Source organism: Nonomuraea sp. NPDC005650, from assembly GCF_040605375.1.
Taxonomy (GTDB): domain Bacteria; phylum Actinomycetota; class Actinomycetes; order Streptosporangiales; family Streptosporangiaceae; genus Nonomuraea.
Window position 1 is genome coordinate 52045 of sequence record NZ_JBEXCR010000056.1, and the last position, 25937, is coordinate 77981.

General features: G+C 72.3%; 28 protein-coding genes. 16 read left to right on the forward strand and 12 right to left on the reverse strand.

Features of this window, described 5'->3' with window-relative positions:
- Positions 1–35: 35 nt before the first annotated feature.
- Genes ABZS69_RS57375 through ABZS69_RS57395 form a run of 5 tightly spaced genes read right to left on the reverse strand, consistent with a single transcriptional unit; the run spans position 36 to position 4052 of the window.
- The gene (locus ABZS69_RS57375; RefSeq protein WP_355390212.1) at positions 36–1454 is read right to left on the reverse strand and encodes an alpha/beta fold hydrolase; all 1419 of its coding nucleotides are present in this window, start codon (positions 1452–1454) and stop codon (positions 36–38) included.
- A gap of 36 nt (positions 1455–1490) precedes the next feature.
- On the reverse strand, positions 1491–2048 hold the full coding sequence (locus ABZS69_RS57380) for a hypothetical protein (protein ID WP_355390215.1): 558 nt from the start codon (positions 2046–2048) through the stop codon (positions 1491–1493).
- A gap of 7 nt (positions 2049–2055) precedes the next feature.
- Positions 2056–2955, reverse strand: coding sequence for a zinc metalloprotease HtpX (gene htpX / locus ABZS69_RS57385; RefSeq protein WP_355390218.1), 900 nt, complete (start codon positions 2953–2955; stop codon positions 2056–2058).
- A 3-nt stretch (positions 2956–2958) separates the two neighbouring features.
- Positions 2959–3237 carry a hypothetical protein gene (locus tag ABZS69_RS57390; RefSeq protein WP_355390221.1) on the reverse strand — a complete coding sequence of 93 codons (279 nt, stop codon included), beginning with the start codon at positions 3235–3237 and terminating at the stop codon, positions 2959–2961.
- Positions 3234–4052 (reverse strand): PspA/IM30 family protein, encoded by an 819-nt coding sequence (locus ABZS69_RS57395; protein ID WP_355390224.1) that lies wholly within the window; start codon positions 4050–4052, stop codon positions 3234–3236. The genes ABZS69_RS57390 and ABZS69_RS57395 overlap by 4 nt, the downstream gene beginning before the upstream one ends.
- A gap of 152 nt (positions 4053–4204) precedes the next feature.
- Here ABZS69_RS57395 and ABZS69_RS57400 point away from each other — a divergent pair, with 152 nt between their 5' ends.
- The gene (locus ABZS69_RS57400; RefSeq protein ID WP_355390227.1) at positions 4205–4786 is read left to right on the forward strand and encodes a DUF3043 domain-containing protein; all 582 of its coding nucleotides are present in this window, start codon (positions 4205–4207) and stop codon (positions 4784–4786) included.
- A gap of 27 nt (positions 4787–4813) precedes the next feature.
- On the opposite strand, the gene ABZS69_RS57405 is transcribed toward ABZS69_RS57400, so the two are convergent.
- Entirely contained in the window at positions 4814–5764 is a 951-nt protein-coding gene (locus ABZS69_RS57405; RefSeq protein ID WP_355390230.1) for a hypothetical protein, read from the reverse strand.
- Positions 5765–5821: 57 nt separating this feature from the next.
- On the opposite strand from ABZS69_RS57405, the gene ABZS69_RS57410 reads away from it, so the two are divergent.
- Complete coding sequence (locus ABZS69_RS57410) at positions 5822–6823, forward strand: aldo/keto reductase family protein (protein WP_355390233.1); 1002 nt, start codon at positions 5822–5824, stop codon at positions 6821–6823.
- Positions 6824–6897: 74 nt separating this feature from the next.
- On the opposite strand, the gene ABZS69_RS57415 is transcribed toward ABZS69_RS57410, so the two are convergent.
- A complete protein-coding gene (locus tag ABZS69_RS57415) occupies positions 6898–7104 on the reverse strand; it encodes a hypothetical protein (RefSeq protein WP_185072832.1) in 207 nt (68 codons plus the stop codon).
- 82 nt (positions 7105–7186) lie between these two features.
- Here ABZS69_RS57415 and ABZS69_RS57420 point away from each other — a divergent pair, with 82 nt between their 5' ends.
- Complete coding sequence (locus ABZS69_RS57420) at positions 7187–7834, forward strand: SCO2322 family protein (RefSeq protein WP_355390236.1); 648 nt, start codon at positions 7187–7189, stop codon at positions 7832–7834.
- Between the two features lie 61 nt (positions 7835–7895).
- A complete protein-coding gene (locus ABZS69_RS57425; protein WP_355390239.1) occupies positions 7896–8897 on the forward strand; it encodes a bifunctional adenosylcobinamide kinase/adenosylcobinamide-phosphate guanylyltransferase in 1002 nt (333 codons plus the stop codon).
- A gap of 4 nt (positions 8898–8901) precedes the next feature.
- Here the strand turns inward: ABZS69_RS57425 and ABZS69_RS57430 are convergent, their stop codons facing one another.
- Entirely contained in the window at positions 8902–9702 is an 801-nt protein-coding gene (locus tag ABZS69_RS57430) for an ATP-binding cassette domain-containing protein (RefSeq protein ID WP_355390242.1), read from the reverse strand.
- 33 nt (positions 9703–9735) lie between these two features.
- Here ABZS69_RS57430 and ABZS69_RS57435 point away from each other — a divergent pair, with 33 nt between their 5' ends.
- A complete protein-coding gene (locus ABZS69_RS57435) occupies positions 9736–10473 on the forward strand; it encodes an adenosylcobinamide-GDP ribazoletransferase (RefSeq protein ID WP_355390245.1) in 738 nt (245 codons plus the stop codon).
- Between the two features lie 12 nt (positions 10474–10485).
- On the opposite strand, the gene ABZS69_RS57440 is transcribed toward ABZS69_RS57435, so the two are convergent.
- Genes ABZS69_RS57440 through ABZS69_RS57450 form a run of 3 tightly spaced genes read right to left on the reverse strand, consistent with a single transcriptional unit; the run spans position 10486 to position 12688 of the window.
- A complete protein-coding gene (locus tag ABZS69_RS57440; RefSeq protein ID WP_355390247.1) occupies positions 10486–11382 on the reverse strand; it encodes a CPBP family intramembrane glutamic endopeptidase in 897 nt (298 codons plus the stop codon).
- Positions 11379–12344 (reverse strand): hypothetical protein, encoded by a 966-nt coding sequence (locus ABZS69_RS57445; RefSeq protein WP_355390250.1) that lies wholly within the window; start codon positions 12342–12344, stop codon positions 11379–11381. The genes ABZS69_RS57440 and ABZS69_RS57445 overlap by 4 nt, the downstream gene beginning before the upstream one ends.
- On the reverse strand, positions 12341–12688 hold the full coding sequence (locus ABZS69_RS57450; RefSeq protein ID WP_355390253.1) for a GntR family transcriptional regulator: 348 nt from the start codon (positions 12686–12688) through the stop codon (positions 12341–12343). Before ABZS69_RS57450 ends, ABZS69_RS57445 begins: the two co-directional genes overlap by 4 nt.
- Positions 12689–12785: 97 nt before the next feature.
- On the opposite strand from ABZS69_RS57450, the gene ABZS69_RS57455 reads away from it, so the two are divergent.
- From ABZS69_RS57455 to ABZS69_RS57485, 7 genes are all read left to right on the forward strand, one after another.
- Positions 12786–14255: a leucyl aminopeptidase gene (locus tag ABZS69_RS57455; RefSeq protein ID WP_355390256.1), complete on the forward strand. Its 1470-nt coding sequence runs from the start codon at positions 12786–12788 to the stop codon at positions 14253–14255.
- A gap of 51 nt (positions 14256–14306) precedes the next feature.
- Positions 14307–15671, forward strand: a complete 1365-nt coding sequence (gene lpdA, locus ABZS69_RS57460) for a dihydrolipoyl dehydrogenase (protein ID WP_355390259.1) — start codon at positions 14307–14309, stop codon at positions 15669–15671.
- 39 nt (positions 15672–15710) lie between these two features.
- On the forward strand, positions 15711–17156 hold the full coding sequence (sucB, locus tag ABZS69_RS57465) for a 2-oxoglutarate dehydrogenase, E2 component, dihydrolipoamide succinyltransferase (RefSeq protein WP_355390261.1): 1446 nt from the start codon (positions 15711–15713) through the stop codon (positions 17154–17156).
- A gap of 120 nt (positions 17157–17276) precedes the next feature.
- Positions 17277–18170, forward strand: coding sequence for a TIGR01777 family oxidoreductase (locus tag ABZS69_RS57470; RefSeq protein WP_355390264.1), 894 nt, complete (start codon positions 17277–17279; stop codon positions 18168–18170).
- Positions 18171–18207: 37 nt separating this feature from the next.
- Positions 18208–18945 carry a peptidase E gene (locus ABZS69_RS57475; protein WP_355390267.1) on the forward strand — a complete coding sequence of 246 codons (738 nt, stop codon included), beginning with the start codon at positions 18208–18210 and terminating at the stop codon, positions 18943–18945.
- Positions 18946–18982: 37 nt separating this feature from the next.
- Entirely contained in the window at positions 18983–19675 is a 693-nt protein-coding gene (gene lipB, locus ABZS69_RS57480) for a lipoyl(octanoyl) transferase LipB (protein ID WP_355390270.1), read from the forward strand.
- 22 nt (positions 19676–19697) lie between these two features.
- Positions 19698–20678, forward strand: coding sequence for a M48 family metallopeptidase (locus tag ABZS69_RS57485; protein WP_355390273.1), 981 nt, complete (start codon positions 19698–19700; stop codon positions 20676–20678).
- A 6-nt stretch (positions 20679–20684) separates the two neighbouring features.
- Here the strand turns inward: ABZS69_RS57485 and ABZS69_RS57490 are convergent, their stop codons facing one another.
- A complete protein-coding gene (locus ABZS69_RS57490) occupies positions 20685–22301 on the reverse strand; it encodes an IS200/IS605 family accessory protein TnpB-related protein (protein ID WP_355390276.1) in 1617 nt (538 codons plus the stop codon).
- Between the two features lie 310 nt (positions 22302–22611).
- Here ABZS69_RS57490 and lipA point away from each other — a divergent pair, with 310 nt between their 5' ends.
- From lipA to ABZS69_RS57510, 4 genes are all read left to right on the forward strand, one after another.
- A complete protein-coding gene (gene lipA / locus ABZS69_RS57495; RefSeq protein WP_350728831.1) occupies positions 22612–23541 on the forward strand; it encodes a lipoyl synthase in 930 nt (309 codons plus the stop codon).
- A 151-nt stretch (positions 23542–23692) separates the two neighbouring features.
- Positions 23693–24649, forward strand: coding sequence for a helix-turn-helix domain-containing protein (locus tag ABZS69_RS57500; RefSeq protein ID WP_355390280.1), 957 nt, complete (start codon positions 23693–23695; stop codon positions 24647–24649).
- 78 nt (positions 24650–24727) lie between these two features.
- On the forward strand, positions 24728–25123 hold the full coding sequence (locus ABZS69_RS57505) for a VOC family protein (RefSeq protein WP_355390283.1): 396 nt from the start codon (positions 24728–24730) through the stop codon (positions 25121–25123).
- A complete protein-coding gene (locus tag ABZS69_RS57510) occupies positions 25099–25935 on the forward strand; it encodes an alpha/beta hydrolase (protein WP_355390286.1) in 837 nt (278 codons plus the stop codon). The genes ABZS69_RS57505 and ABZS69_RS57510 overlap by 25 nt, the downstream gene beginning before the upstream one ends.
- Positions 25936–25937 lie beyond the last annotated feature (2 nt).

The window sequence follows — 25937 nt, forward strand, 5'->3', positions numbered from 1 at the left end:
GAACGGGTCCCGCCTCGATCCTAGAACGCGGGGCGTCATCCGGCCGGACCGGTTCGCGGCGCGTCTAAGACGGCGTCCACGACCGCTCCGGGATCCTCGATCTGAACCTGGTGCCCGGATCCGGGCAGGCGTACGAGCTTGGCGGACAGGGCGCCGGCCAGCCGCTCGTGGTCCGCGTTCCGCTCACCGGCGCTGATCACGGTGACCGGCACGTCGGGGAACGGCGATTCCGCCCGCACCACCAGCAGGTCGGCGACCATCTCGCGGCGGGCCAGCCACTCCCCCGCCACCGCGGCGGGCACCTTGCCCATGCGGTAGACCCCGTACGGGTCGGAAACGCCGACGATCAGCCGGTGCGCGGCGGGCCCCACGAGGCGGGCCACGGCGGTCGCGCCCCACGTGCCGCCCAGGGTGGGCAGCCAATGGCCGATGCTCGCGGCCGCCGCGGACGGTTCGCGCGCCGCGACCGGGGCCGGATCCACCAGGACGAGCTTGGCCACGCGCAGCGGGTGCAGCCTGGCGAACGCCTCCGCGTGCCAGCAGGCCACGCCGTGGGCCACGACGGTCACGTGCTCCGGATGGGACGGCGCCAGCGCGGCCAGGCGGGCCACCTCGATGTAGAGGGTGGGCGGGACGGGCGCGTGCGGGCTCAGGCCGAGGCCGCAGCGGTCGAAGCGGATGACGCGATGGCTCCCGGCCAGCCGCCCGGCCACCGCGTCCCAGTGGAACCAGGCGCCCCCGAGCCCGGCCGTGATCAGCACGACGGGTCCGGCGCCCTGCTCGACCACGTGCGGCCCGGTGGGCCCGCCGCCCGGACCGGCCGCCCCCGCCAGGTCCGGCGGCGGCATCGGCGGGTCGTCGGTGATGAGCAGGTGGACGGCCACGTACACCAGCCAGACCGCGAACAGCGTGAGCTGCGCCCGATGGGCCAGCCCCACCCCGTGCCGGTCGGCGAGCGCGGCGGCGGTGAGCAGCGTGGCCGCCAGCCCCAGCCACGTGAACAGCCACGACACCCACGACCGCCAGCGCAGGCTGAGCAGCACCATCGAGGCCAGCAGGGCGGCCGTGGCCAGCGCGCCGACCAGTTGGTGCACGTGATGCCCGGCCGAGACGGCCTGCCGCCCGCAGTAGGGGTTGCTCAGCGTGGCGCAGTCCAGCGGGAACAGCCCGGCCGTGAACGTGAGCAGCCCGAACGCCGCCAGCGCCAGCCAGGCCTGCCACTCGCGCCCCACCCTCGGCACCAGCGCGACCCCGGCCGCGCAGGCCAGCCCCGCCAGCGCATCGCTGGTCCGGAAGAGCCGCGTCCACGGTTGGTCGCGGGCGGCCAGTTCGCTGACGTACCCGTCGGTCCTGTCGACCTCCGGCGTGGTGAACTGGCCGGTGATCCACGCGCTGCCCAGCACCGCCGCCACGATGAACGCGGAGGCCGCGAGGACGTACAACCTTCGCTCCACGTGATCATTAGATCACTCAATGTGTCCGATGCGTGGTCAGAGGCCGGGCGCGCCCCACACCGGGAACCACCGGGCGAGGTCCTTCTCCAGCGGCAGCTCGCCCTCCAGGGCGCCGCGCACCTGGAGTTCGAGCGCGTTGTCGCGGCGCCGGCCGGGAAGCGGGGCGAAAGGGTAGAACGTCCCGCGCTTGTACAGGTACACGACCGCCAGCCGCCGGCCGCCCTCGGCCTGGAACGACACCAGCGAGCACAGCAGCGACGGCCCGAACCCGGCCGACTCCAGCGACGAGTTGACGGCGTGCAGCTCGGTGACCAGGTCGCCGAGCACGTCGGGCGAGCGGCGCACCAGGAGCCAGGTGTAGCCGTAGGAGTCGTGCGACTCCTCCACGCGCTCGCCGAGCAGCGCCTTGACGTCGCGCTCCAGCGTGGCGAACGCGCCGCCCTCCGCGGCCCTGAATGCCACCGAGCCGAGACCCGTGGGCACGAGCCCGGTCGCGGCCTGCAGCGTCACGGCCGCCGAGGGCAGCGCGAACAGCGCGTCGAGGTTGGGCTTGACCGGTTTCGACCGGCCGAGCAAGGCGTCGAGCCAGCCCACGCCGTCTTCAGCCCCTTCCGAGCTGCCGCGAGATGTCCGCCAGCTGCGCCAGCCGCCGTTCGAGCGGCGGGTGGGTGGAGAACAGGTTCGCCAGCGTCTGGCCCGGCGCCGCCGCCGGGGCGAAGTAGAAGGCGTTGAACGGCGCAGCCTCGCGCAGGTCCTGGGTCGGGATCCTGGCCATGTCACCGGTGATCTTGACCAGCGCGCTGGCCAGGGCCGAGGGGCGCTGCGTGAGCAGGGCGCCGGCGCGGTCGGCCGACAGCTCCCGGTAGCGCGACAGGGCCCGGGTGAGCACGAAGCTGATCGCGTACACGACGACGGACACGAGCAGGATGATCAGCCCGACGGGCACGCCGCCCTGGTTGCCGTCGCGGCGGCCGCCCAGCCCCGTGAAGAGGGCGACCCTGGTCATGAGCCCCGCCACGACGCCCAGGAACGAGGCGATCGTCATGACGGCGACGTCGCGGTGGGCGACGTGCGACAGCTCGTGCGAGAGCACCCCTTCGAGCTCCTGGGGCTCCAGGCGGCGCAGGATGCCGGTCGTCACGCAGACGACGGCGTTGTTCTGGTTGCGGCCGGTGGCGAAGGCGTTGGGGACGTCGGAGTCCGCGATCGCCACCCGCGGTTTGGGCATGTCGGCGAGCGCGCACAGCCGGTCGATCAGGCCATGCAACTCGGGGGCCTCCTGGGGCGAGACCTCCCGCCCGTGCATCGCGAACAGCGCGATGCGGTCGGACAGGAAGTACTGCACGAACAGCAGGCCCCCGGCTATCACCAGCACGGTCAGCGCCCCTACGCCGAGGGCGATCAGGACGCCGATGAACACGACATAGAGCAACCCGAGCAAGAACATCGTCACGGCCATGCGGGCGGTCAGCCCGCGGTCGGACGCGAACCGCGTACCCACGGCTCAGCCCGGGATGAGGCCCTGGTCGCCCAGCATCTCCCGGACCTCCTCAATCGAGGCGTCCGCGGGGGGAAGGATCAGCTCTGACGGCTCAAGGCTGTCGTCGGGAAGTGACTTGCCCACTTGGCGCACCTTGTCGAGCAGCGCGTGCAGCTTCGTACGGAAGATCGGCTCGTCGCCGACCTCGATGGCCGCCTCGAGCTCGGTGTCGAGCTCGTTGAGCACCGCGATGTCGTCGGCGGAGATCTGCACCTGGCCCTCGCCCATGATCCTGACAATCATGCGGGCTCCCCGGGCTGACGAAGCTGCTGGGTCTGGCCGTGCTGCTGCGGCTGCTGCTGCGGCTGGGCCTGCTGCTGCGGCTGGCCCTGCTCGATGGCGCTCTTGGGTGCAGGGCCCTGGCCCAGCTCGGCCTTCATCCTGGCCAGCTCCAGCTCGACGTCCATGCCGCCGCCCATGCGGTCGAGCTCGGCCTGGATGTCGTCGCCGCGGGTGCCGGTGACGTCGTCGAGCGCGCCGCTGGCCAGCAGCTCGTCGATCGCGCCGGCGCGGGCCTGCATCTGCGCCGTCTTGTCCTCGGCGCGCTGGATCGCCAGACCGACGTCGCCCATCTCCTCGGAGATGCCGGAGAACGCCTCGTTGATCCGGGTCTGCGCCTCGGCGGCGGTGTAGGTGGCCTTGATCGTCTCCTTCTTCGTGCGGAAGGCGTCGACCTTGGCCTGCAGCCGCTGGGAAGCCGTGGTGAGCTTCTCCTCCTCGGCCTGCAGGTTGTCGTGCTGCAGCTTCAGGTCGGCCATCTGCGTCTGCAGATTGGAGCGACGCTGCAGCGCCTCGCGGGCGAGGTCCTCGCGCCCGACGGACAGCGCCTTGCGGCCCTGCTCCTCGTAGCGCCGAGCCTGGTTCTCGAGGCCGGTTATCTGGAGCTCGACCCGCTTACGCGACGTGGCGACGTCGGCCACACCCCGGCGCACCTTCTGCAGCAGCTCGAGCTGCCGCTGATAGGAGTAGTCAAGGGTCTCGCGCGGATCCTCCATCTTGTCCAAGGCCTTGTTGGCCTTGGACTTGAAGATCATCGAAAGTCTCTTCATCACGCTCATGCGCGTCGGCCGTCCCCTTCTAGGTCGTGCTGGTGTTCACCCAATGCAGCGCAGCCGCCTTGGGATTACCCTACGCATAACGCACGAGGGCGTCACTAAGTTGCAGTCCAGGTAGGGTTGACGTCGTGTTGCGACGCCGTTCCCAAACCTCCGTGGACGACACCCCCGTCCCCGATGACGATCCTAAGCCCCAGGGTAAAGGTCGTCCCACACCCAAGCGCCGTGATCAGGAGATCAAACGGCGCCAGCCCGTGCATGCCCCGAAGGACCGTAAAGAGGCCTATCGGCAGATGCGGGCCAAGCAATCCGCCGAGCGCGACCGGGCCCGCCAGGGCATGCTCGCAGGTGACGAACGGTATTTTCCCGCTCGTGACAAGGGCCCCGCGCGCAAGTTCGCGCGCGAATGGGTTGATTCCCGGCGGTTGCCCAGCCAGTATTTCCTGCCGTTCTCGCTAGCCATCCTGCTGGCGACGTGGATCCCGTGGCCCATGTCGGTCCGCGCCGCGGTGCTGGGATACACGGTCACCATCGGCTGGCCGATCATGATGATCGGCGTGCTGTTCACCTCCGTCTACGTGGCGTGGAAGGTGAAGCGACTGGTCGCGGAGAAGCTGCCCCAGGAGAGCACCAGGGGCGTGGGCTTCTACGCCGCGATGCGGGCGCTGCAGATCCGCAAGCTGCGCTTCCCGCCGCCCGCGGTGCTGCCGGGCGGCAAGCCGGTCCCCAAGAAGTAGCCGTCCCCGGCTCCGGGGACGGCCCGCTCATAGGGTGCCGGACCAGCGGAGCAGGCCGTCCTCGACCGTGGGCCGCGCCCCGAGCACGGGGCGGCCCTTCTCCAGCGCGTCCGCCACGTCGCGGAGCATCGCGTGGTAGGAGGGCCAGATCGGCTCCGGCCCCACCGCCGGCGCCACCACCTGGCCGGTGCCGGCGTCGACCTCCGTCAGGGTGCCGACGCGGAGCGCGCGGCCGATCGGGTCGCCCCTGCCGGCCCGGGCGGCGCAGTCCTCCCGCCAATGGTCGCGGATCTCGCGCACGCCCCGCACCTGCTCCCCGCCGAAGCCGAGGCGGGCCGCGGGCGGGCCCGACATGCCGTTGTGGCGCAGCAGCGAGGCCCGCAGGTCGTCGGGGAACTCCAGGCCCGTCTGGGCCTCGGCGAGCGCGACGGTGCCGGCCCTGCCAGGAGCGCCCAGCGAGGCGTACGTCCGGGGCGCGTGCGCCCGCAGCCACCGCTCGATGCGCCGCCACTGCCGGTTCACCGCCGCCCGCACGCGCGGGCTGATCGGGCGTACCGTCACCTGGCCGCTGAGCATGCACGCGGCCGGGATGCCCGGGGACGGCGTCGCGGCCGGGCCCGGGGCGGCCGGAGTCGCCGCGACGGGCGTCGGCGTGGGCATGACGGGCGCCGGCGTGACGGGCGCCGGGGTCTCCCCCCGGCCTTCCATCGCCACGGTCATGGCCGACTGCTGGGCCTGGTAGACGGCCGACTGCGCCTCGGACACCACCTGCGGCCCCGTGGGGATGAGCGCGGCGGCCAGGGCCAGCGTCACCACCCCCGCGATGGCGGCCCACGCCAGGCCCATCCGCGTGCTCGCGACCGCCTTCCGAGCCGGGGGCGCGGGCGGGTCGCCGGGCGTCCGGGAGCGGCGGCGCAGCCGTACCGCGATCGCGGTCAGGATGGCCGCCGTCAGCGCCAGCCGTACGAGCTTCAGCACGTCGCGCACCCTATCCCGAAACCAATCACCCCATGGACCGGGATTAAGGTCTGTTCCATGGAATTCCGACACCTCGGTCGTAGCGGTCTCAAAGTCAGCGAGATCAGCTACGGAAACTGGCTCACCCATGGCTCCCAGGTCGAGGAGGACGCCGCCAAGCAGTGCGTGCAGGCGGCGCTCGACGAGGGCATCACCACGTTCGACACCGCGGACGTCTACGCGGCGACGAAGGCCGAGGAGGTGCTCGGCCGCGCGCTGAAGGGCGTGCGCAGAGAGTCGCTGGAGATCTTCACCAAGGTCTACTGGCCGACCGGCCCCGGCCAGAACGACCGCGGCCTGTCGCGCAAGCACATCACCGAGTCCATCAACGGCTCGCTGCGCCGCCTCCAGACCGACTACGTCGACCTGTACCAGGCGCACCGCTTCGACTACGAGACGCCGCTGGAGGAGACGCTCAAGACCTTCGACGACCTCGTACGCCAGGGCAAGGTCCTCTACGTCGGCGTCAGCGAGTGGAACGCCGACCAGATCGCCCAGGCCCTGAAGATCGCCGACGAGATGGGCTTCGACCGGATCGTCTCGAACCAGCCCCAGTACTCGATGCTGTGGCGGGTCATCGAGCCCGAGATCGTGCCGCTGAGCGAGAAGGAGGGCATCGGCCAGATCGTGTGGTCGCCCATCGGCCAGGGGGTGCTCACGGGCAAGTACGTGCCCGGGCAGCAGCTTCCCGAGGGCTCGCGGGCGACCGACCAGAGCGGCGGCAGCGCCATGATCTCCCGGTTCATGAACGACGACGTGCTGACCCGCGTCCAGGAGCTCAAGCCCGTCGCCGCCGACCTGGGCCTGTCGATGGCGCAGCTGGCCATCGCCTGGGTGCTGCAGAACCAGAACGTCTCCAGCGCCATCGTCGGGGCCAGCCGGCCCGACCAGGTGCGTGACAACGTCAAGGCCGCGGGCGTGAAGCTCGATGCCGACGTGCTCAAGCGGATCGACGACGTGCTCGGCCCGATCGTGGAGCGCGACCCGGCCAAGACGCAGAGCCCGAGCACCCGCGCGTAACCCGTCCCACTCGGGAGCCGCAAAAAGCCCCTTGAGCCACAACTGCGCTCAAGGGGCTTTCCATTTGCCGTAGCTCACTCCTGGCGCAATGACAATCCCGTGTATTCCACGCGGTCCTCTTCCAGCAGGGCCACCTGCTCAACTCCCGATTCGAGCAGGTCACGCCAGTTTTCGCCGAGCCAGGACTCCGCGTCGGCCTGGCTCGGAAAAACCTCTCGCGGCAAAGGGCGATCCGTTACCTCACCACCATTTGCATTTTCATAACGCCACCGCCATGTCATGCCATACGCTCCTTTTCCGCGGGTTCGCCGGCGCACCCTCCGCAGGCACTGGAACCCTACTCCCGAGTTCGGAGGTCAATCGATGCTGCGCGCATATCGTGTTGCGGCCGGGGTCGCCGCCGGGGCGGCCGCCTTCCTCTCGCTCCCCTCCCCCGCCCTCGCCGATCCCGTGCCCCCGCGTACGTGGAGCGCGTGGCAGAGCGACGGGACGGCCTGGCTGGCCGCGACGCCCGACGCCGCCCCGCCGGACGGCTCCGTCATCGGCTGGCGCTTCTCCGTGGCCCCCGACGGGGTGACGGGCGAGTCGCCCGGCGGGGACCTGCCGTCGTTCCAGAGCGTGTGCGGCGGGGACCCGGCCGGGTCCGGGTACAAGCGCGTGGCGGTCGCGGTGGACTTCGGCGACGGGGAGGGCGACGCCTACCCCGGCGAGCGGCCTCCCGGGCAGAGCGCGCCGAAGTGCGTCACGGGCGCCGAGGACGCCACCGCCGCCCGGCTCCTCGCCTCCACCGCCAAGGTCCGCGTGAACGCTCAGGGCTCCGTCGTGGCGGTCGCCGGCTACCCCTCCAGGGAGAAGGGCGGGACCGAGCTGACGGCCGCCGCCCTGTCCCCCGCCCTGCCCGCCGCGAGCGGCCTGCCGATCACGCTGATCGCGACCGGCGCGGGCGCGCTCGCCCTGCTGGCGGGCGGCGCCGTGGTGGCCACCCGCCGCCGCTCCAGGACCAGGGCCTGACCTGGAACGTTCCAGCGACCCGACCGGCCGCGCAGGCGGCGCGGTTTGTACGCTCGGCGCGGTGAAGGTCCTTCTCTCCGGTACGGCGGGCGGCACGGGGTGGCCGGAGCCCGGCTGCCGGTGCGTCTCGTGCGCCGGGCTCCCGTCCGGCCATCGGCGCCCGTTCGAGCCGGTCGTGGACGGCGTGGCCCGGTTCCCCTTCGACGATCCGCCGAGCGGCTACCGGGCCTGCGCCGGCGGGCTCGGACTGATCGGCCCCGACGCCTCGCGGCTGCTCTGCCTTCCTCAGGGCCGGACAGTACCTGCCGACGAGTCCGCCAGGTACGACATGGTGCTGATCGACCTGCTCGACCGGCCGGAACGGCTCGGGGAGCTGCGGCGGGCGGGGCTGGCGGACGACCGGACCCAGGTGGTGGCCGTGGGGCTGGACCACCGGGTCCGCTCGGAGGGGGAGCTGGCCAGGCTCCTGCGGCTGTGGGGCGCGCTCGCCGTCCCCGACGGGACGGAGCTGGAGACCGGGACCGCCGTCCACCCGGCGGGCAGCGCGCCGTGGCGGACGCTGCTGCTGGGCGGGTCGCGGTCCGGGAAGTCGGGCGAGGCCGAGCTGCGGCTGGCGGCCGAGCCGTACGTCACCTATGTGGCCACCGGCCCGGGCGGCGCGGGGGACGGCGAGTGGGCGGCACGCGTGCGGGCCCACCGGGAGCGGCGGCCGGCGCACTGGGCCACGGTCGAGACCGCCGACCTCGTCCCGGTCGTCCGGGAGGCCACCACGCCGCTGCTGATCGACGGGCTCGGGACGTGGCTGACGGCGGTGTTCGACGAGCACGGGGCCTGGGAGGGCGACCGCGCGCCCGTCCGGGACCGCTGCGACGAACTCGTGGCGGCCTGGCGGCAGGCGCCCGCGCGCCTCGTGGCGGTCTCCGACGAGGTGGGGATGGGAGTGGTGCCCGCCACGTCCAGCGGCCGGGCCTTCCGGGACGCGCTCGGCCGCCTCAACCAGCGCCTCGCCGCCGAGTCCGAGTACGTGGCCCTGGTGGTGGCGGGGCGCCTGCTGGAGCTGTGACCGGCTAGGGGCGGACGGCGCGGGCGTACCAGCGGCCGTCGAGGCGGTCGACGTGGAGGGGGCGGCCGAAGCAGTCGGAGAGGTTGGCGGAGGTGAGCACCTCGTCCACCGGGCCCGCGGCCAGCACCCTGGCGTCGCGCATGAGCATCGCGTGCGAGGTCGTCGCCGGCACCTCCTCCAGGTGGTGCGTCACCGTCACGGTGGTCAGGACGGGCCGGATCGTGGCCAGGTCCTCGACGGCGGTGATGAGGTCCTCCCTGGCCGGCAGGTCGAGCCCCGCGAACGGCTCGTCGAGCAGCAGCACCGCCGGGTCCGCCATGAGCGCCCTGGCCACCCGGATCCTGGCCCGCTCCCCCTGCGAGCACACGCGGAACGGCCGCTCCGCCAGGTCCTTGCAGCCCAGGTCGGCCAGCAACCGGTGGGCCCGGTCCCGCTCGACGTCGCCGTACTTGTCCCACAGGGGAGCGCTCGTCCCCGTGTGCCCCGTGAGCACCACGGTGTGCGCGGTCGCGCCCTCCTGCTCCATCAGCTCCTCGTCGATCAGCCGCTGGCTGACCGCGACCAGGCCGATGTGGCGGCGCAACTCCCGCACGTCGACCCGGCCGAGCTTGTGGCCGAGCACCTTGACCGTGCCCTCGCTGGGATGCCGGACGGCGCCCGCGAGAGAGAGCAGCGTCGTCTTGCCCGCGCCGTTGGGGCCGAGGATCGCCCAGTGGTCGCCGTAGTCCACCTGCCAATCGACGCCGTCCAGCAGCGATTTGCCGACAACCCGGACACCTACGCCTTCGAGTTCAACCACGTGCATCCCGCCACACTAGTGGGCCTACGATCGTCGGATATGCGCCTTCCGCACGGGCTGTCGTTCGCGATCGGCACTCTCAGCGTGTTCCCCGTTCACGTGGAGCGGGTGGATCAGGAGGTCGCGGGGCGGGCGATGACGCTGGCCCCCGCCGTCGGGCTCGCCCTCGGCCTGGTCGCCGGGCTGCCGTTGCTCCTGCCCGGCCCGCCGCTGCTGGGGGCGGCGCTGGCGGTCGGGCTGCTGGCCGTGCTGACCCGGGGGCTGCACCTCGACGGGCTCGCCGACCTGGCGGACGGCCTGGGCAGCGGCAAGCCGGCCGCCCAGGCGCTCGACATCATGAAAAAGTCGGACATCGGGCCGTTCGGCGTGATGACGCTGATGCTGACGCTGCTCGTCCAGGTCGCCGCGGCGTCCGGGGCCGGCTACGCGGCGCTGGTGACGGCCTGCGTGGCCGGCCGGCTCGCGCTGACCTGGGCCTGCCGGGAGAGCGTCCCCGCCGCCCGGCCAGAAGGGCTCGGAGCGATGGTCGCGGGCACGGTACGCCGCCCCGCCCCCTTGCTCGTCACCTTGGCCGCCCTTCTCGGCACCGCCGCCATCTGCCTGGGCCTCACCGGGGAGGCAGTGCTGCCGCTCGGCCTGGTCGCCGGGCTCGGCGCCGCCCTGCTGCTGCTCGGGCACGCGCGGCGGCGCCTCGGCGGGATCACCGGTGACGTGCTGGGGGCGCTGGTCGAGACGGCCACGGCCACCACGCTGGCCGTGTGCGCGATCCTCGGCTGAGCGCCCCCGAGATCAGGAGGGTGCGGCGACCGGCTGCGGCACGCGTACCGGATAGAAGCGGAGCAGGGCCGCGCCGACGACCGCCATGAGGGCCCAGCCCACCAGGCCGGTCAGGCCGACCAGCACCTCGTTGGGCGGCGCGGCGGCGTCGCCGAGCAACAGGACGGACTGGGCGACGGCGTTGAGCGAGCCGTGGGCCACGACGGCCGGCCACACGCTGCCCGTGCGCAGCCGCAGCCACCCGATCAGCACCCCGAACAGGACGCAGAACCCCACGAAGAACAGCGCCGCCCAGGAGCTGAGCCGCGCGTAGTTGTAGCCCAGAAGGGTGAGGGGGGCGTGCCAGAGGCCCCAGATGACGCCGGTGTAGACCAGCCCGAGGAGCATGCCGTTGGTGGAGACGAGCCGCGGCAGCAGCCAGCCCCGCCAGCCCCACTCCTCCCCGAGCGCGGGGATCGCGTTCAGCACGGGCCCCGCGACCACGCTGATCACGATCTGCAGCACGATCGCAGCGGTGAGGCTCTCGGGCACGCCCACGCCCTGGGCCCGCAGCACCTCCTTGAACAGGCTGAAGTCGTCGAGGTCCACCGCGAACAGCCCGACGGCCGCGCTGAGGCCCCCCGCCAGGAACAGCAGCAGCGGCACCCCGAGCCAGGCGGTCAGGATGAGGACGCCCGTGCGCCCCTTGCGCTCGCCCAGCGTGAGCCCGGTCTGCCTGGCCCACTCGCGGAACGGCGTGCGCGTGACCGCCCACACGCCGAGCACCCCCACTGACGGGGTGAACATCATCAGCGTGGCCAGCGGCCGCAGCAGCGGCGAGCCGATCCCGCCGGCGAACCAGAGGGGCAGCGCCGCCGCCCACGACAGCCCGAAGGCCAGGACGATGAAGATGAGGAGAGGTCGTTTCATTGCTCCACTCGCTCTGCGATGAGGGCGTTGATGAGGGATGCGCCGCGTTCGGCGTCGTCGATGCTGATCGCGAGCTGACCGCCGGAGCGGTAGCGGAGGACCAGGCACTCGCCGCCACGCAGCATGATGGTCGAACCGCCGGGCAGGCCGCGGATGCCCCAGCCCCCGACGTTGGCCGGATGACGCGTCTCCGACCAGGCCGACTCGATCCGCGACAGGGGGATCCTGCGCGCCGGCCAGCCGAGCGGCCCGAACTGGACGACGACCCGGCCGTCGCCGATCTGCACGGACACGGACGAGGTCAGCGTCCCGGCCGCCAGCACGACGAGGAGCCCCGGCAGGGCCGACGTGGCCCACGCACCGGTCACGAGACCGGTGAAGTACAGCGGGCCCAGCACCAGGACGGCGGCCAGGGCGACGATCGGGAGCAGCGCCAGCCACCGGTTGGCGGCGTGGCCGACCCACACGGTGCGCTGGCCGGCCCTGAGCCGCAGGCGGGGCGGGACCGGGCCCTCGGGACCCTGCGGGTCGGGGTCGCCCCTGCGCAGGTATCCCATGAGCAGGGCAACGCCGGTCCCGGCCGCGATGACCGCGAAGACCTGCCAGGCGGGCAGCCGGGCCGCGGTCCAGCCGGGCGCGTCGAGGTTGGCGAGCACGGTCGTGACGTTGACGCCGAGCGCGAGCACGCCCAGCCCGGACAGACCGCCCCACCACACCGTCCGGCTCTGCCTGAGGGCCGTGGCCCGCTCGGACGCGGCCAGCGCGACCAGCCAGAGCACCCCCCAGACCAGGACCGTGACCACGATGTACGCGGTCAGGGACATCGAGCGGTAGGCCTGGCCGGCCAGGTTCCAGCGCGTGGCCAGCGGGTCGGGCAACCGTTCCCGCAGAGCCAGCGGCAGCGCGATCTGCGCGGCGATGACGAACAGCCCCCACATGGCGGTGGTGACTCGGGGATTCACGGCAGCTCCTCCAAAATGGCGATGAGGTCGTCGCGGTCGTAGCCGTGCCTGCGGGCCTCGTCCAGCAACTCGCGCGCGCGCTGCGCGAGCAGGGCCCGCCCGTCGGCGCGGCCGGCGACGCTGACCCCCCGGCCCCGCCTGAACTCCAGCAGCCCCTCGTCCCGCAGGTCGCGCAGCGCGCGCAGCACGGTGTTGGGGTTGATGCCGAGCACCTGGGCCAGGTCGCGGGCCGGTGGCAGGCGGTCACCGGGCCGGTAGGAGCCCTCGCCGATGGCGCGGCGGATGGCACCGGCCACCTGCTCGTGCAGGGGCCGGGCGTCGTTGAGATCAAGCGTCAGCAGCATGATGCTAATGACACTAGCACCATTCCTCGCGATGCGCGATTGGTAGGATGAACCCCTGTTTGTGAGTACGCAGAAGACCTGGATAGCATCGGTTTACGTGACCACTGTGCGGCTGAACTCAGCAGATCCAGTCTCCATCGACACCGACGCGTTGATCGTCGGCTTCAGGTCAGGACAGGACGGCCCCCGCGCCGCCACGGGCGCCGAGGCGCTCGAGGCCGCCTTCGGCGGCAAGCTCGCCGACTCGCTCGGCGCCGTCGCCTTCACCGGCAAGGCCGGCGAGGTGGCCAAGCTTCCCACGTTCGGCGCCATCGCCGCCCCGCTGCTGGTCGCGGTGGGTCTGGGCGACTCCCCCGACGCCGAGGGCCTGCGCCGCGCCGCCGGCGCCGCCGTACGGTCGCTGGCCGGCACCTCCAGGGCCGCGCTCGCCCTGCCCGCGGGCACGCCCGAGGAGGCCGAGGCGGTCGCGCTCGGCGGCCTGCTCGGCGCGTACGGCTTCGCCCGCTACCGCACGAACGGCGAGCAGAAGGCGCCGGTCGCCGAGCTCACCGTGGTCTCGGGCCAGCCCGACGGCGTCGCCGGGCGCGCGGGCGTGCTGGCCGACTCGGTGACGCTGGTCCGCGACCTGGTCAACACGCCGCCGTCCGACCTGTGGCCGGCCAAGTTCGCCGAGATCGCCGAGCAGGAGGGCGCCAAGGCGGGGCTGAGCGTCGAGGTGCTCGACGACAAGCAGCTCAAGGACGGCGGCTACGGCGGCCTCATCGGTGTCGGCCAGGGCTCCGCCAACCCGCCGCGCCTGGTCCGCCTGTCCTACACCCACCCCGAGGCCACCAAGCGGCTGGCGTTCGTGGGCAAGGGCATCACCTTCGACTCCGGCGGCCTGTCGCTCAAGCCGTCGGCCTCGATGGACTGGATGAAGTCCGACATGGGCGGCGCGGGCGCGGTGTTCGGCGCCATGATCGGCATCGCCAGGCTCGGCCTTCCGGTCAACGCCGTCGGCTACCTCTGCCTGGCCGAAAACCTGCCGAGCGGCACCGCGCAGCGCCCCTCCGACGTCATCCACAGCTACAGCGGCAAGACCGTCGAGGTGCTCGACACCGACGCCGAGGGCCGCCTGGTGCTCATGGACGGCATCGCCAGGGCCGCCCAGGACGAGCCCGACCTGATCGTCGACGTGGCCACGCTCACCGGCGCGCAGATCGTCGCGCTCGGCTGGCGCACGGCCGGCGTCATGGCCAACGACGACGCCGCCAGGGAGCTGGTCGTCGAGGCCGCCAAGGCGGCGGGCGAGGGCGCGTGGGGCATGCCGCTGCCCGAGGAGCTGCGCAAGGGCCTCGACTCGCCGATCGCCGACATCGCCAACCTCCAGCCGGAGCGATGGGGCAGCATGCTGGCGGCGGGCATCTTCCTGAAGGAGTTCGTGCCCGACGGCGTGCGCTGGGCCCACATCGACATGGCCGGCCCCGCCTTCAACAAGGGCGAGCCGTACGGTTACACCCCGAAGGGCGGCACGGGTGCCATCACCCGGACCCTCATCGGACTCGCAGAGCGGCACGCGAGCATCTGAAACAAATGAAAAGATGACGGCATCACGAACACCCCGACAAGGAGCCTTCCTGTGGCCTATGACATCGTCGTCCTAGGTGGCGGCAGCGGCGGTTACGCCTGCGCGCTTCGGGCGGCTGAGCTGGGCAAGTCGGTCGCGCTGATCGAAAAGGACAAGATCGGCGGCACCTGCCTCCACAGGGGATGCATCCCCACGAAGGCCCTGCTCCACTCCGCCGAGGTCGCCGACGAGACCCGCGAGAGCGAGTCGTTCGGCGTCAAGGCGCGCTTCGACGGCATCGACGTGCAGGGCGTGCACGCGTTCAAGGACAAGATCGTGACGCGGGCCTGGAAGGGCGTGCAGGGCCTGCTCAAGGGCGCGGGCGTGACGATCGTCGAGGGCGAGGGCCGCCTGGTCGGCCCCAACCGCGTCCAGGTGGGCTCGCAGGTCGTCGAGGGCCGCAACCTCGTCCTGGCCACCGGCTCGGCGCCCAAGTCGCTGCCGGGCCTGGAGATCGACGGCGAGCGCGTCATCACCAGCGAGCACACCCTGAAGATGGACCGCGTGCCCACGTCGGTCATCGTGCTGGGCGGCGGCGTGATCGGCGTCGAGCTGGCGAGCGTCTACCGCTCGTTCGGGGCCGAGGTGACGATCGTCGAGGCGCTGCCGCACCTGCTGCCGACCGAGGAGGAGTCCAGCTCCAAGCTGCTGGAGCGGGCCTTCCGCCGCCGCGGCATCAAGTACGAGCTGGGCGTCTTCTTCGACACCGCCAAGACCACCGAGACGGGCGTGGTCGTCACCCTGGCCAACGGCAAGACCCTCGACGCCGAGCTGCTGCTCGTCGCGGTCGGCCGCGGCGCGGTGTCGGCGGGCATGGGCTTCGAGGAGCAGGGCATCACCATCGAGCGCGGCGCGGTCGTGGTCGACGAGCACTGCCGGACCTCCGTGCCGGGCGTCTACGCCATCGGCGACCTCATCCCGACGCTGCAGCTCGCGCACGCCGGATTCGCGGAGGGGATCATGGTGGCCGAGCACATCGCCGGTCTCAACCCGCCGCCCATCGACTACGTGGGCGTGCCGCGCATCACCTACTCCGACCCCGAGGTGGCCTCGGTCGGGCTCACCTCGGCGCAGGCGGCCGAGCGCGGCATCGAGATCGTCGAGCAGGTCTACGACCTCGCGGGAAACCCCAAGAGCCAGATCCTCGGCACCTCGGGCGCCGTGAAGGTCATCGCCCAGAAGGACGGCCCGGTCGTCGGTGTCCACATGGTGGGCCGACGCATCGGCGAGCTCGTCACGGAGGGGCAGCTGATCTACAACTGGGAGGCGCTGCCCGCAGAGGTCGCCCAGCTCATCCACGCACACCCGACCCAGTCCGAGGCCATGGGTGAGGCGATGCTGGCCCTGGCCGGCAAGCCGTTGCACGTACACAACTAGTCCAAGCCCTCGAGATCAGAACGCGAGAGAAGAATAACGATGCCGGTCTCCGTACAAATGCCCCAGCTCGGCGAGAGCGTGACCGAGGGCACCGTAACCCGTTGGCTGAAGAAGGAGGGCGAGCGCGTCGAGGCCGACGAGCCGCTCCTCGAAGTGTCCACCGACAAGGTCGACACCGAGATCCCGTCCCCGGCCGCGGGTGTCCTCACGAAGATCGTCGTGGCTGAGGACGAGACGGTCGAGGTCGGGGCCGAGCTCGCCGTCATCGACGAGAAGGGCCAGGTGGGCGCCGCCGCCCCGGCGCCCGAGGCGGTCCCCGCCCCGGCGCCGGCACCGGCCCCGCAGCCGGAGCCCGAGCCCGCCCCGGCTCCGCCGGTCTCGTCGATCCCGCAGCCGGCTCCCCCGGCCCCCGCTCCGGCGCCCGCCCCGGTCGCGGCCCCCGCCCCGCAGGCCGCTCCCCCGGTCGCGGAGCCCGCGCCGCTGCCGTCGGGTGAGAGCCCGTACGTGACGCCGCTGGTGCGCAAGCTGGCCAACGAGCACGGTGTCGACCTCGACGCGATCAACGGCACCGGCGTCGGCGGCCGCATCCGCAAGCAGGACGTGCTGGAGGCCGCCAAGACCCAGCGCGAGAAGGCCGCCGCCGCCCAGGCCGCCCCGGTCGCGGCTCCGGCTCCGGCCACCGCCCAGCCGGCGCCCGCCGCCGCTCCCGCCGCGCAGGCGCCGGTCGCCACGGCTCCGGAGCCCGTGGAGGTCGACACGACGCTGCGGGGCCGCACGGAGAAGATGACGCGGCTGCGGCAGACGATGTCGAAGCGGCTGGTCGAGTCGCTGCAGACGGCGGCGCAGCTCACCACCGTGGTCGAGGTCGACGTCACCAAGATCGCGCGGCTGCGCGACCAGGCGAAGGCCGACTTCCTGCGCCGCGAGGGCGTGAAGCTGTCGTTCATGCCGTTCTTCGAGATGGCCGCCATCGAGGCGCTCAAGCAGCACCCGAAGCTCAACGCGACGATCAACAACGAGACCATGGAGGTCACGTACTTCGACGTCGAGCACCTGGGCATCGCGGTCGACACCGAGCGCGGCCTGATCGCGGCGGTCATCAAGAACGCCGGCGACCTCAACCTCGCCGGGCTGGCCCGCAAGACGGCCGACCTGGCCGAGCGCACGCGCGCCAACAAGGTGACCCCGGACGAGATCACCGGCGGCACGTTCACGCTGACCAACACCGGCAGCCGCGGGGCCCTGTTCGACACGCCGATCCTCAACCAGCCGCAGGTCGGCATGCTGGGCACCGGCTCCGTTGTCAAGCGGCCCGTCGTGATCGACACGGCTGAGGGCGAGGTCATCGCGGTGCGGTCGATGGTCTACCTGGCGCTGACGTACGACCACCGCCTGGTGGACGGCGCGGACGCGGCCCGCTTCCTCACGACGGTCAAGCGCCGTCTGGAGGAGGGCCGCTTCGAGGCCCAGCTCGGCCTGGCGTAACCAGGGCGTCACGGCCGGGCGGCTCCCTTCGGGGGCCGCCCGGCCGTTCGTCTGCCCGGGGGCCGCCCGTCCTGGCGCGGCTCGCGCCCCGCGAGATGGGGGCGGGCGTACTGTGGGCCTATGGCGATCATCGTGACGGGGGCGTCGGGGTTGCTCGGGTCGGCGCTCGTGCCGGCGTTGCGGGCCGAGGGGTGGGAGGTCGTCAGGCTGGTGCGGCGCCGGCCGCGCGCGGCCGACGAGGCGTTCTGGGACCCGGCCGAGCAGGCGATCGACCAGGCCGCGCTCGAAGGGGCGCAGGCGGTCGTGCACCTGGCGGGGGCGTCGGTCGGCGACCGGCGGTGGACCCCGGCGTACAAGCGGGAGCTCGTCGCCAGCCGGGTCCAGGGCACGAGGGTGCTCGTGGACGCGCTCGGAGCGCTGTCCGGCAGGCCGGAGGTGCTGCTGTCGGCCTCCGGGGTCGACTTTTACGGCGACACCGGCGACCAGGTGATCGACGAGGGTCAGGGCAAGGGCCGCGGCTTCCTGGCGGACCTGTGCGCGCGCTGGGAGAGCGAGGCCAGGCGGGCGGGCGAGGCCGGGGTCAGGACCGCGCAGGTGCGGACCGGGCTGGTGCTCAGCGGCAAGGGCGGGGCGCTCGGGCGGATGTTGCCGATCTTCAGGATCGGGCTGGGCGCGCCGCTCGGGTCGGGGAAGCAGTACTGGTCGTGGATCACGGTGGACGACTGGGTCGGGGCCGCAGTGCATGTCTTGAAAAATCGTGACATTACAGGGCCGGTCAATTTCACCTCGCCCACGCCCGTGACCAACGCCGAATTCACTCGCACGCTCGGGAAAGCCCTGCGTAAGGGCACTGTGCCGATCCCGGTGCCCGGCTTCGCGCTGTCCGCGGGGCTCGGCGAGTTCGCCCGCGAGGCGCTGCTGCCCGGCCATCGCGTCGAGCCGAAGAAGCTGCTCGACAGCGGGTATGTCTTCGCCCATACCCGCCTCGACGAGGCGTTGAGCGCCGTACTCTGAGTAGCCGTCCGTCTTCAACAGGTGGGAGAATCTTGACATGAGCCGGTCAGGACAGTCACACATCCTCGCCATCGGGGGCGGATCGTTCCGCCCGAGCAAGCGCTACAGCTTCGTGGAGGCCAGCCCGCTGCTGCGTTACGGCCTCGACCTGACCGGTCAGGACCGGCCGAAGCTGGGCCTGGTCGCCACCGCGGTGGGCGACGCGGACGACTGGATCCTGAAGATGTACGGCGCCTTCGCCGGGTGGGACGTCGAGTTGAGCCACCTCACCGTGTTCCCGATGCCCAATGTGGAAGATCCCCGGGCGTGGCTGCTCGAACAGGACATGATCTATGTCAGCGGCGGCAGTGTGGCCAACCTGATGGCGTTGTGGCGGTTGCACGGCTATGACGAGGCGCTGGAGGAGGCGTGGCGGGCCGGGGTGGTGCTGTCCGGCCAGAGCGCGGGCGCGCTGTGCTGGCACGTCGGCGGCAACACCGACTCCTTCGGGCCCGACCTGCGCGTGTGGGCCGAGGGCATGGGCCTGCTGCCCTACTCGTGCGGCGTCCACTACGACTCCGACCCGCAGCGCCGCCCGCTGCTGCAGCGGTCGGTGGCCAACGGCGAGCTGCCCTCCGGCTACGCCGCCGACGAGGGCGTGGGGCTCCACTACGTCGGCACCGAGTTCATCCAGGCGGTGACCGTCGAGCCGGGCGGCTACGCCTACCGGGTGGAGAGCGACGGGGCCGGCGGGGTCAAGGAGTTCAGGATCGAGCCACGACTCCTGACCCCCTGATTACCCTTCGCGGGTGCGGGACCGGCACAATAGGCTCATGCGCCCCATCCACGGGGACGATCCCCACGCACTCGCCATCGTCCGCCTCGGCGTCGACGTCCCCTACGAGCAGGCCTGGTCGCTGCAGCGCTGGGTGCACGGCAAGCGGGTCGCCGGAGAGCTGAGCGACACCGTCCTGTTCCTCGAGCACGCGCCGGTCTACACCGCGGGCAGGCGCACCGCCCCGCACGAGCGTCCGGCCGACGGCACGCCGGTCGTCGACGTCGACCGGGGCGGGCGGCTGACCTGGCACGGTCCCGGGCAGCTCGTGGCATACCCGATCGTCGGCATCACCGACGTCACCGCGTACGCCTGCCGCCTCGCGGAGGCCATGATCCAGATCTGCGCCGACTTCGGCGTCACGGCGAGACAGGTGCGGGGGCGCGGGGGCGTCTGGGCGGTCGGCGATCCCAGCCTGGGCCTGCCCGACCGCCAGCTCGGCGCGGTCGGGCTGCGCGTGGCGCGGGGCGTCACCATGCACGGCTTCTCGCTCAACTGCGCCAACGACCCCCGCTGGTTCAACCGCATCGCGCCGTGCGGCATCCCCGACGTGGGCGTCTCCTCGCTGTCGGCGGAGACCGGCCGCCGCATCGTGGTGGAGGAGGTCCTGCCGATCGCCGAGAAACGGCTGGCCGAGGCCCTCGGCATGGAGTCGTACGACCTTCACGAAGAAGACCTTCTCCGCAGATGACCCACGGCTTACGATCAGCCGTGTGAAGCGTGTCCTCGCCCTCCTGCTCGCCCTTCCGGTCCACCTCCTGACGCTCGGCTTCGTCGCGCTCGGCGCGTGGCTGATCCTGGGGCAGCCGGGCTCCGTGCTCACGTGGCTGCTCGGCGGCACGAGCCTGGCCATCGGGTGGGCGCTGCGGCCCCGCCTGGGCGGCCTGCCCGCCGACGCCGAGGTGCTCGACCGCTCCTCGGCCTCCGAGCTGTACGGCGCCGCGGAGCGCGTGGCCGACCGGGTCGGCGTCCGGCGGCCGAGGAAGGTCGCCGTCATGGACCTGGCGCCAGGGACGCGCTACGACCGCATGGGTCTGCTGCGCACCCCCGTCCTGGTGATCGGCCTGCCGCTGTGGCTGGCGCTGCCGCCCAGGCAGCGGGTCGCCCTGCTGGCCACGGCGTACGCGCGGGTGCCGACCGGCGACGAGCTCGTCGTGAGCGGGGCGCTGTTCACGCTGGAGGCGTGGCGGGACGCGCTGATGGGGGCCGAGCCGCTGCGGGTCAGGGAGGAGGCCCAGACCAAGATCGCGGCCTCCTCGCTGGGCGCGGTGGACCAGCCGGGGACCACGTACGAGGTGGCGGGGATGTTCGGCCGCATGTTCGGGCGGGTGCTCGGCGGGCCCGTGCTGCTGATCCAGTACGCGCTGACCCGGCTCGCCCGCGCCGGCGAGGGCCGTACCCTGGCCCGGCAGCGGAAGCTGGCCCGGCGGGCCGCCTCCGAACAGGACCTCGCGGACCTCGACGAGCTGGCCGGCGGCGGCTACCTGGCGCCGATCCAGGCGGCGGCGCTGCGCGGCGAGAGCGTGGCGGCCATCAGGCAGGGCGCGCTGGCCCGTTCCAGGCTCACCGACGACGGCGTGCTCACCACTCCCCCGCACTCGGAGCTGCTCGGCGCCCATGAGTCCGAACTCGTCGACGAGGAACTGCACGCCCACTACAAGCGCGCGATCCGCGGCTTCGGCCTCATCTCCTGACCGTTCCTATGGACTGAGCATGAACGGCACATGCCCAGCCGAACGCTCCGGACGGTGTTGAGCGTTCTGGTCGCCCGCGTACGCGCCGCGTCCGGGCGGCACGGATCGTGTCCGTGGTCCGGGGATGCGGGGGCGGGGTCCCTCGCGCCCGCGGGTTTCCGGTCCGGCCTGGACGGTCCGATGCCCCTGCCCATCGCTCCGGTGGGCAGGGGGCGGTGCCGTCCGTCGCCGGATCGGGTGCCCTTGGGCGCGTCTGCCGATCGCCACGGCGGCTGCCTCGTGGCGGGTGGTCGCGTGTCTGGTGGTGGTGAGGGGCTGTCGCCAGTGCTGAGCGCCCCACTTCGAGGTATACGCCGGGTCGGCGGCGATGATGACGATCCCGCTCTGGTCGGCCATCGAGGTGAGCCGGGCCCGCAACCTGCTCGTGGGCATGCCGGAGATGAGCTGGCGGAAGTGTTTGCGGCGGCCGTGCTTCTCCCGGGTCTTCTCGGTCTGAAAGTCGAGGTCTTCGATGGCGATGGCGTGCACGCCGCAGGCCCTGGCCCAGTGCAGCAGCCGGGTCAGGGCGTGGCGGAGCTGGGCGTCGCGATGCTCGGCGGTCCCGTTCAGGTCGTAGGTGAAGCGGCGGGGGTTGCCGATCGGGTTGCCGTTGATGTCCAGCCGCCAGGCGGCCAGGTGGTCGGCATTGGTGTCCACCCCGATCACCCCGTGGGCGAGCGCGGCCGACATCGGCACGGCAGGGGTCGCGGGGATCTGCCAGGAGGCGGTGATATACCAACGTCCCCGCTGGACGTCCAGGTGGATGCGGTAGGCCACGGCCCGATCAGCCTCAACACGATCGGCCCACTCGGAGCGGCGGTGGGCGAAAGCCACCCGACAGGACAGCACGTAGCGGCTGTGTGGCGCGTTCGCATGGTGCGCCAGCAGCGCGGGCAGCCGGATCGACACCTGGCCGTCGGGGGTGATGCGGATGGTCTCGTTGCCGTACCGTTTGCCGGACTCACCATCGGCGGCCAGGAACCACCGCTCGGCCTCCCCGGTCTGCCGCCACTCGGCCTCGGTGAGCCCGGCGGCCTCCAGATGGTGCCGGGCACGGGCGAGCCGTTTGCCGCCCCGCACCACGCGCACCCGCCCGGCCTGCTGGTCGGCCCGCCGCCGCTTCAGCCGGTCTTGCAGGAGGCTCAGGCGGCGGGACTTGGCGAACCACTCCCCAGTCGAACCGTAGGCGCCCGGCTCCCTGCGGGTGCCCTTCTTCCCGACGGGCTGGGACAGCCGACGGGTGATCGCGCGGATGGCGGCCTGGAGGTCGCGGATGTGGTCGGCCTGGCAGCGGCGGGCCAGCGCCCACTGATCATGTGAGGCTTTGGTGATGGCCCCGGCCCAGCGCGCCGACGACTGCACGGTCAACGCGCGCTTGCGCGCCGCCCAAGTGCCGGCGCAGTGCCCCAGCCCGTCGGCGCACCGGGTCTTCAGATCAAGCGAGGCCAGCGCGCCCAGATGCGCGCCGACCAGGCGCAGCACCTGCTCGTCTGCGGGGGTGAGGTGCTTGAGCCGGTCGCGGACGGCGACGCCGGACGGGCCGGGCACGATGAAGGCGGGGGCGATCGGGCGCAGCTCAGCCATGCGGGCGGGCCTGCGGTCCGATGGCGGCGCGGTCGGTGTCCGACGGCAGGGTGGGGGCGTGCCGTACTGCCGATGCCGCTGGACGAAGGCCGAACAAGCGCGGTTGCATGACGAGCATTCGCCCCCTCTCCGGCTTTCACGTTGCGTGGCCACAACGATACCAAGAGTTGAATCCGCCGGGTAGAACATGTGCGCGACAAGTGCCCGGAGACACGCGCTGTGGCGACGACGTAACCAGAGTCACATCGAACACCAACAGCTCCGAACCCCCCCGGCCGGGCCGCGTTTCGGGGAGACGTAAGCTGAGAACGTGACCGTTGCCCCTGAAGGCCGAAAGCTCCTCCGCCTGGAGGTGCGTAACGCCGAAACCCCTATCGAGCGCAAGCCCCCGTGGATCAAGACCAAGCTGAAGACGGGCCCCGAATACACCGAGCTGAAATCGCTCGTGCGCCGGGAGGGCCTGCACACGGTCTGTGAAGAGGCGGGCTGTCCCAATATCTACGAGTGCTGGGAAGACCGCGAGGCGACCTTCCTCATCGGCGGCGACCAGTGCACGCGCCGCTGCGACTTCTGCCAGATCGACACGGGCAAGCCGAAGGAGTACGACCGCGACGAGCCGCGCCGCGTGGCCGAGTCCGTGCAGCAGATGGGCTTGAAGTACGCGACCGTGACCGGCGTGGCCCGCGACGACCTGCCCGACGGCGGCGCCTGGCTCTACGCCGAGACGGCGCGCCAGATCCACGGGCTGCTGCCCGGGTGCGGCGTCGAGCTGCTGGTGCCCGACTTCAACGGCAACCGCGACCAGCTGGAGGAGGTCTTCTCCAGCCGGCCCGAGGTGTTCGCGCACAACGTCGAGACGGTGCCGCGGATCTTCAAGCGGATCCGTCCCGCGTTCCGCTACGAGCGCTCGCTCGCGGTGATCACGACGGCTCGCGAGGCCGGGCTGGTCACCAAGTCCAACCTGATCCTGGGCATGGGCGAGACGCGCGAGGAGGTCGTCGAGGCCATGCGCGACCTGCACGCGGCCGGCACCGACCTGCTGACCATCACCCAGTACCTGCGGCCCACGCCCCGCCACCACCCGGTGGAGCGGTGGGTGAAGCCCGAGGAGTTCGTGGAGCTGCAGGCGGAGGCCGAGGCCATCGGGTTCGCCGGTGTGCTGTCGGGGCCGCTCGTGCGCTCGTCGTACCGTGCGGGCCGCCTCTACAAGCAGGCCATCGAGGCCCGTCAAACGGCCTGATCCCCACATCCACCAGCCCCGGGCCCCGACCGGTCCCGGGGCTGCTTCACACCTACCGCACGGCGCAGCGCGGTGCGGGCACGGCACGGGCCGGTTTCGGGGGGTTTGGGGCGTCGCTAGCATGGCAGGGCAGCCGACCCCGGGAGCGGACATGACCGTCCTGATCCGCACGAGCGACCTGCCCGCCAAGCGACGCCACGACGCCTGGCGGAGCATCGTGTGCGACACGCTCGGCCCGCTCGACTGCAGGATCGCCCCCGGCGCCCCGCTGCGGGGCGAGATCGTGACCGGCGGGCTGGGCCCGGTGACGGTCGGCCGGATCCGCACCTCCACGCCCCACAGCGTGCACCGCACCCCCGGCATGATCCAGAGCGACAGCCCCGAGATGTACCGCGTCGTGATGGCGATGGAGGGCAGCCCCCGCCTCTCCCAGGACGGGCGGGACGCGCAGCTCGGCAGGGGCGAGTTCGCGATCTACGACTTCACCAGGCCCTACGAGCTGGCCTACGACTCGGCGGTGCGGCTCGCGCTGTTCAGCTTCCCGCGCGAGATGCTCGCGCTGCCGTCCGGCGCCGTGGACGCGCTCGCCGCCGTCCCCATCGCCGCCGAGACGGGGGCCGCCGCGCTGGCCGTGCCGCTGCTGCGGCGGGTGGCCGAGGATCTCGAGACGTACCGGCCGGGCAGCGCCGCCAGGTTGTCGACCATCGTGATGGACCTGGTCAGCACCGCCGTCGCCGAACGTGTCGAGCTGACACGGGCGTTGCCGGAGGACTCCCGGCAGCGTGTGCTGCTGATGAGGATCCACACGTTCATCGAGGAGCGGCTGGGCGACGTCGGCCTCGACCCGGCCGCCGTCGCCGCCGCGCACCACGTCTCCGTGCGATACCTGCACCGGCTGTTCGAGGCGGAGCAGACCACGGTGGCCGCCTGGATCCGGCGGCGGCGGCTGGAGCGCTGCCGCGCGGAGCTGGCCGAGGGCGGCACCCGGTCCGTGAGCGAGATCGGGGCCCGGTGGGGGCTGCCGGACTCGGCCCACTTCAGCAGGCTCTTCAAGAGCGCGTACGGGATGCCGCCCGCCGAATACCGGCGCGCGAACGCGGTGCGCTGAACGTCAACCCGCCTGGCGCCCAGATCCAAGACCGGGGCCCCCTTCGATCGGCAGACTGAAGGCGGATCGAAGGAAGGGATGAGGAAGATGCAGCTGTTCGTCAATCTGCCGGTCAAGGATCTCGAGCGGTCGAAGGAGTTCTTCGCCGGGCTCGGCTTCAACCTGTTCGGCATGGCCGAAGGCATGGCGTCGGTGATCATCAGCGAGCAGACCCAGGTCATGCTGCTGACCGAGCCGACGTTCGCCTCGTACGTCACGAAGGAGATCGCCGACGCCGCCAAGACCACAGAGGCGGTCCTGGTGCTGGGCATGGAGAACCCCGCCCAGGTCGACGAGCTGGTCGACAAGGCGCTGGCGCTCGGCGCCACCCCGGCGGGCGTCAAGCAGGAGGACGGCATCCGCTACCAGCGCGGCTTCGCCGACCTCGACGGCCACCACTGGGAGGCGCTGTGCCTGGCGCAGCCGGCCGGCTGAGCCGCAGGGCGACCTCGGCGGACGGGACCGCCATCGCCTTCGACCGGTACGGCGAGGGGCCCGCGGTCGTCCTGGTCCACGGCGCGTTCGGGGTGCGGGGTCACCTCACGCTGGCCGGCGTGACGGCCGCCCTGGCGCCGTGGTTCACGGTGTACGACTACGACCGCAGGGGGCGCGGCGACAGCGGGGACACCCTACCGTACGCCGTCGAGCGGGAGATCGAGGATCTGGCGGCGGTCATCGAGGCGGCGGGCGGGTCGGCGATGGTGTTCGGGGGCTCGTCTGGGGCAGCGCTGGCGCTGGAGGCCGCGGCGCGGAACCCGGCGATCTCGAAGCTGGCCCTGTGGGAGCCGCCGTACCACGTGGACGACGGCGCGCCCCCGCTGCCGGACGACTTCGCCGCGCGCCTGGACGCGCTGGTCAGGGCGGGCCGGCGGGGCGAGGCCGTCGAGCGGTTCATGGTGGAGGCGGCCGAGGCGCCGCCGGAGGCGGTGGCCGCGATGCGCGCGCAGCCGTCCTGGCCGCAGGTCGAGGCGCTGGCGCACACCCTCGCCTACGAGGCCGCCGTGCTGGGGCCGGGCAACGCGCTGCCGGCCGGGCGGCTGGCGGCCGTCAGGCAGCCGACGCTGGTGCTCAACGGCGAGGACAGCCCCCGGTGGTTGTCGAACGCGGGGCTGGCGGTCGCGGCGGCCGTGCCCGGCGCGGAGCGGCGCGTCCTGGAGGGCCAGGCGCACAACGTGGCCCCGGAGGCGCTGGCGCCCGAGCTCCTGGAGTTCTTCGCCACCTCCCGGGCCCCCGCCCCTGGCTGGTGAAG

What these genes read in the sequence shown, in the direction of transcription:
- ABZS69_RS57410 (WP_355390233.1), top strand. Translation starts at nt 5,822, where the DNA reads ATGGAATTCCGACACCTCGGTCGTAGCGGTCTCAAAGTCAGCGAGATC.
- ABZS69_RS57395 (WP_355390224.1), bottom strand. Translation starts at nt 4,052, where the DNA reads ATGAGCGTGATGAAGAGACTTTCGATGATCTTCAAGTCCAAGGCCAAC.
- ABZS69_RS57420 (WP_355390236.1), top strand. Translation starts at nt 7,187, where the DNA reads ATGCTGCGCGCATATCGTGTTGCGGCCGGGGTCGCCGCCGGGGCGGCC.
- ABZS69_RS57500 (WP_355390280.1), top strand. Translation starts at nt 23,693, where the DNA reads ATGACCGTCCTGATCCGCACGAGCGACCTGCCCGCCAAGCGACGCCAC.
- ABZS69_RS57440 (WP_355390247.1), bottom strand. Translation starts at nt 11,382, where the DNA reads ATGAAACGACCTCTCCTCATCTTCATCGTCCTGGCCTTCGGGCTGTCG.
- ABZS69_RS57435 (WP_355390245.1), top strand. Translation starts at nt 9,736, where the DNA reads ATGCGCCTTCCGCACGGGCTGTCGTTCGCGATCGGCACTCTCAGCGTG.
- lipB (WP_355390270.1), top strand. Translation starts at nt 18,983, where the DNA reads ATGCGCCCCATCCACGGGGACGATCCCCACGCACTCGCCATCGTCCGC.
- ABZS69_RS57430 (WP_355390242.1), bottom strand. Translation starts at nt 9,702, where the DNA reads ATGCACGTGGTTGAACTCGAAGGCGTAGGTGTCCGGGTTGTCGGCAAA.
- ABZS69_RS57450 (WP_355390253.1), bottom strand. Translation starts at nt 12,688, where the DNA reads ATGCTGCTGACGCTTGATCTCAACGACGCCCGGCCCCTGCACGAGCAG.
- ABZS69_RS57505 (WP_355390283.1), top strand. Translation starts at nt 24,728, where the DNA reads ATGAGGAAGATGCAGCTGTTCGTCAATCTGCCGGTCAAGGATCTCGAG.
- ABZS69_RS57490 (WP_355390276.1), bottom strand. Translation starts at nt 22,301, where the DNA reads ATGGCTGAGCTGCGCCCGATCGCCCCCGCCTTCATCGTGCCCGGCCCG.
- ABZS69_RS57390 (WP_355390221.1), bottom strand. Translation starts at nt 3,237, where the DNA reads ATGATTGTCAGGATCATGGGCGAGGGCCAGGTGCAGATCTCCGCCGAC.
- ABZS69_RS57415 (WP_185072832.1), bottom strand. Translation starts at nt 7,104, where the DNA reads ATGACATGGCGGTGGCGTTATGAAAATGCAAATGGTGGTGAGGTAACG.
- ABZS69_RS57475 (WP_355390267.1), top strand. Translation starts at nt 18,208, where the DNA reads ATGAGCCGGTCAGGACAGTCACACATCCTCGCCATCGGGGGCGGATCG.
- ABZS69_RS57470 (WP_355390264.1), top strand. Translation starts at nt 17,277, where the DNA reads ATGGCGATCATCGTGACGGGGGCGTCGGGGTTGCTCGGGTCGGCGCTC.
- sucB (WP_355390261.1), top strand. Translation starts at nt 15,711, where the DNA reads ATGCCGGTCTCCGTACAAATGCCCCAGCTCGGCGAGAGCGTGACCGAG.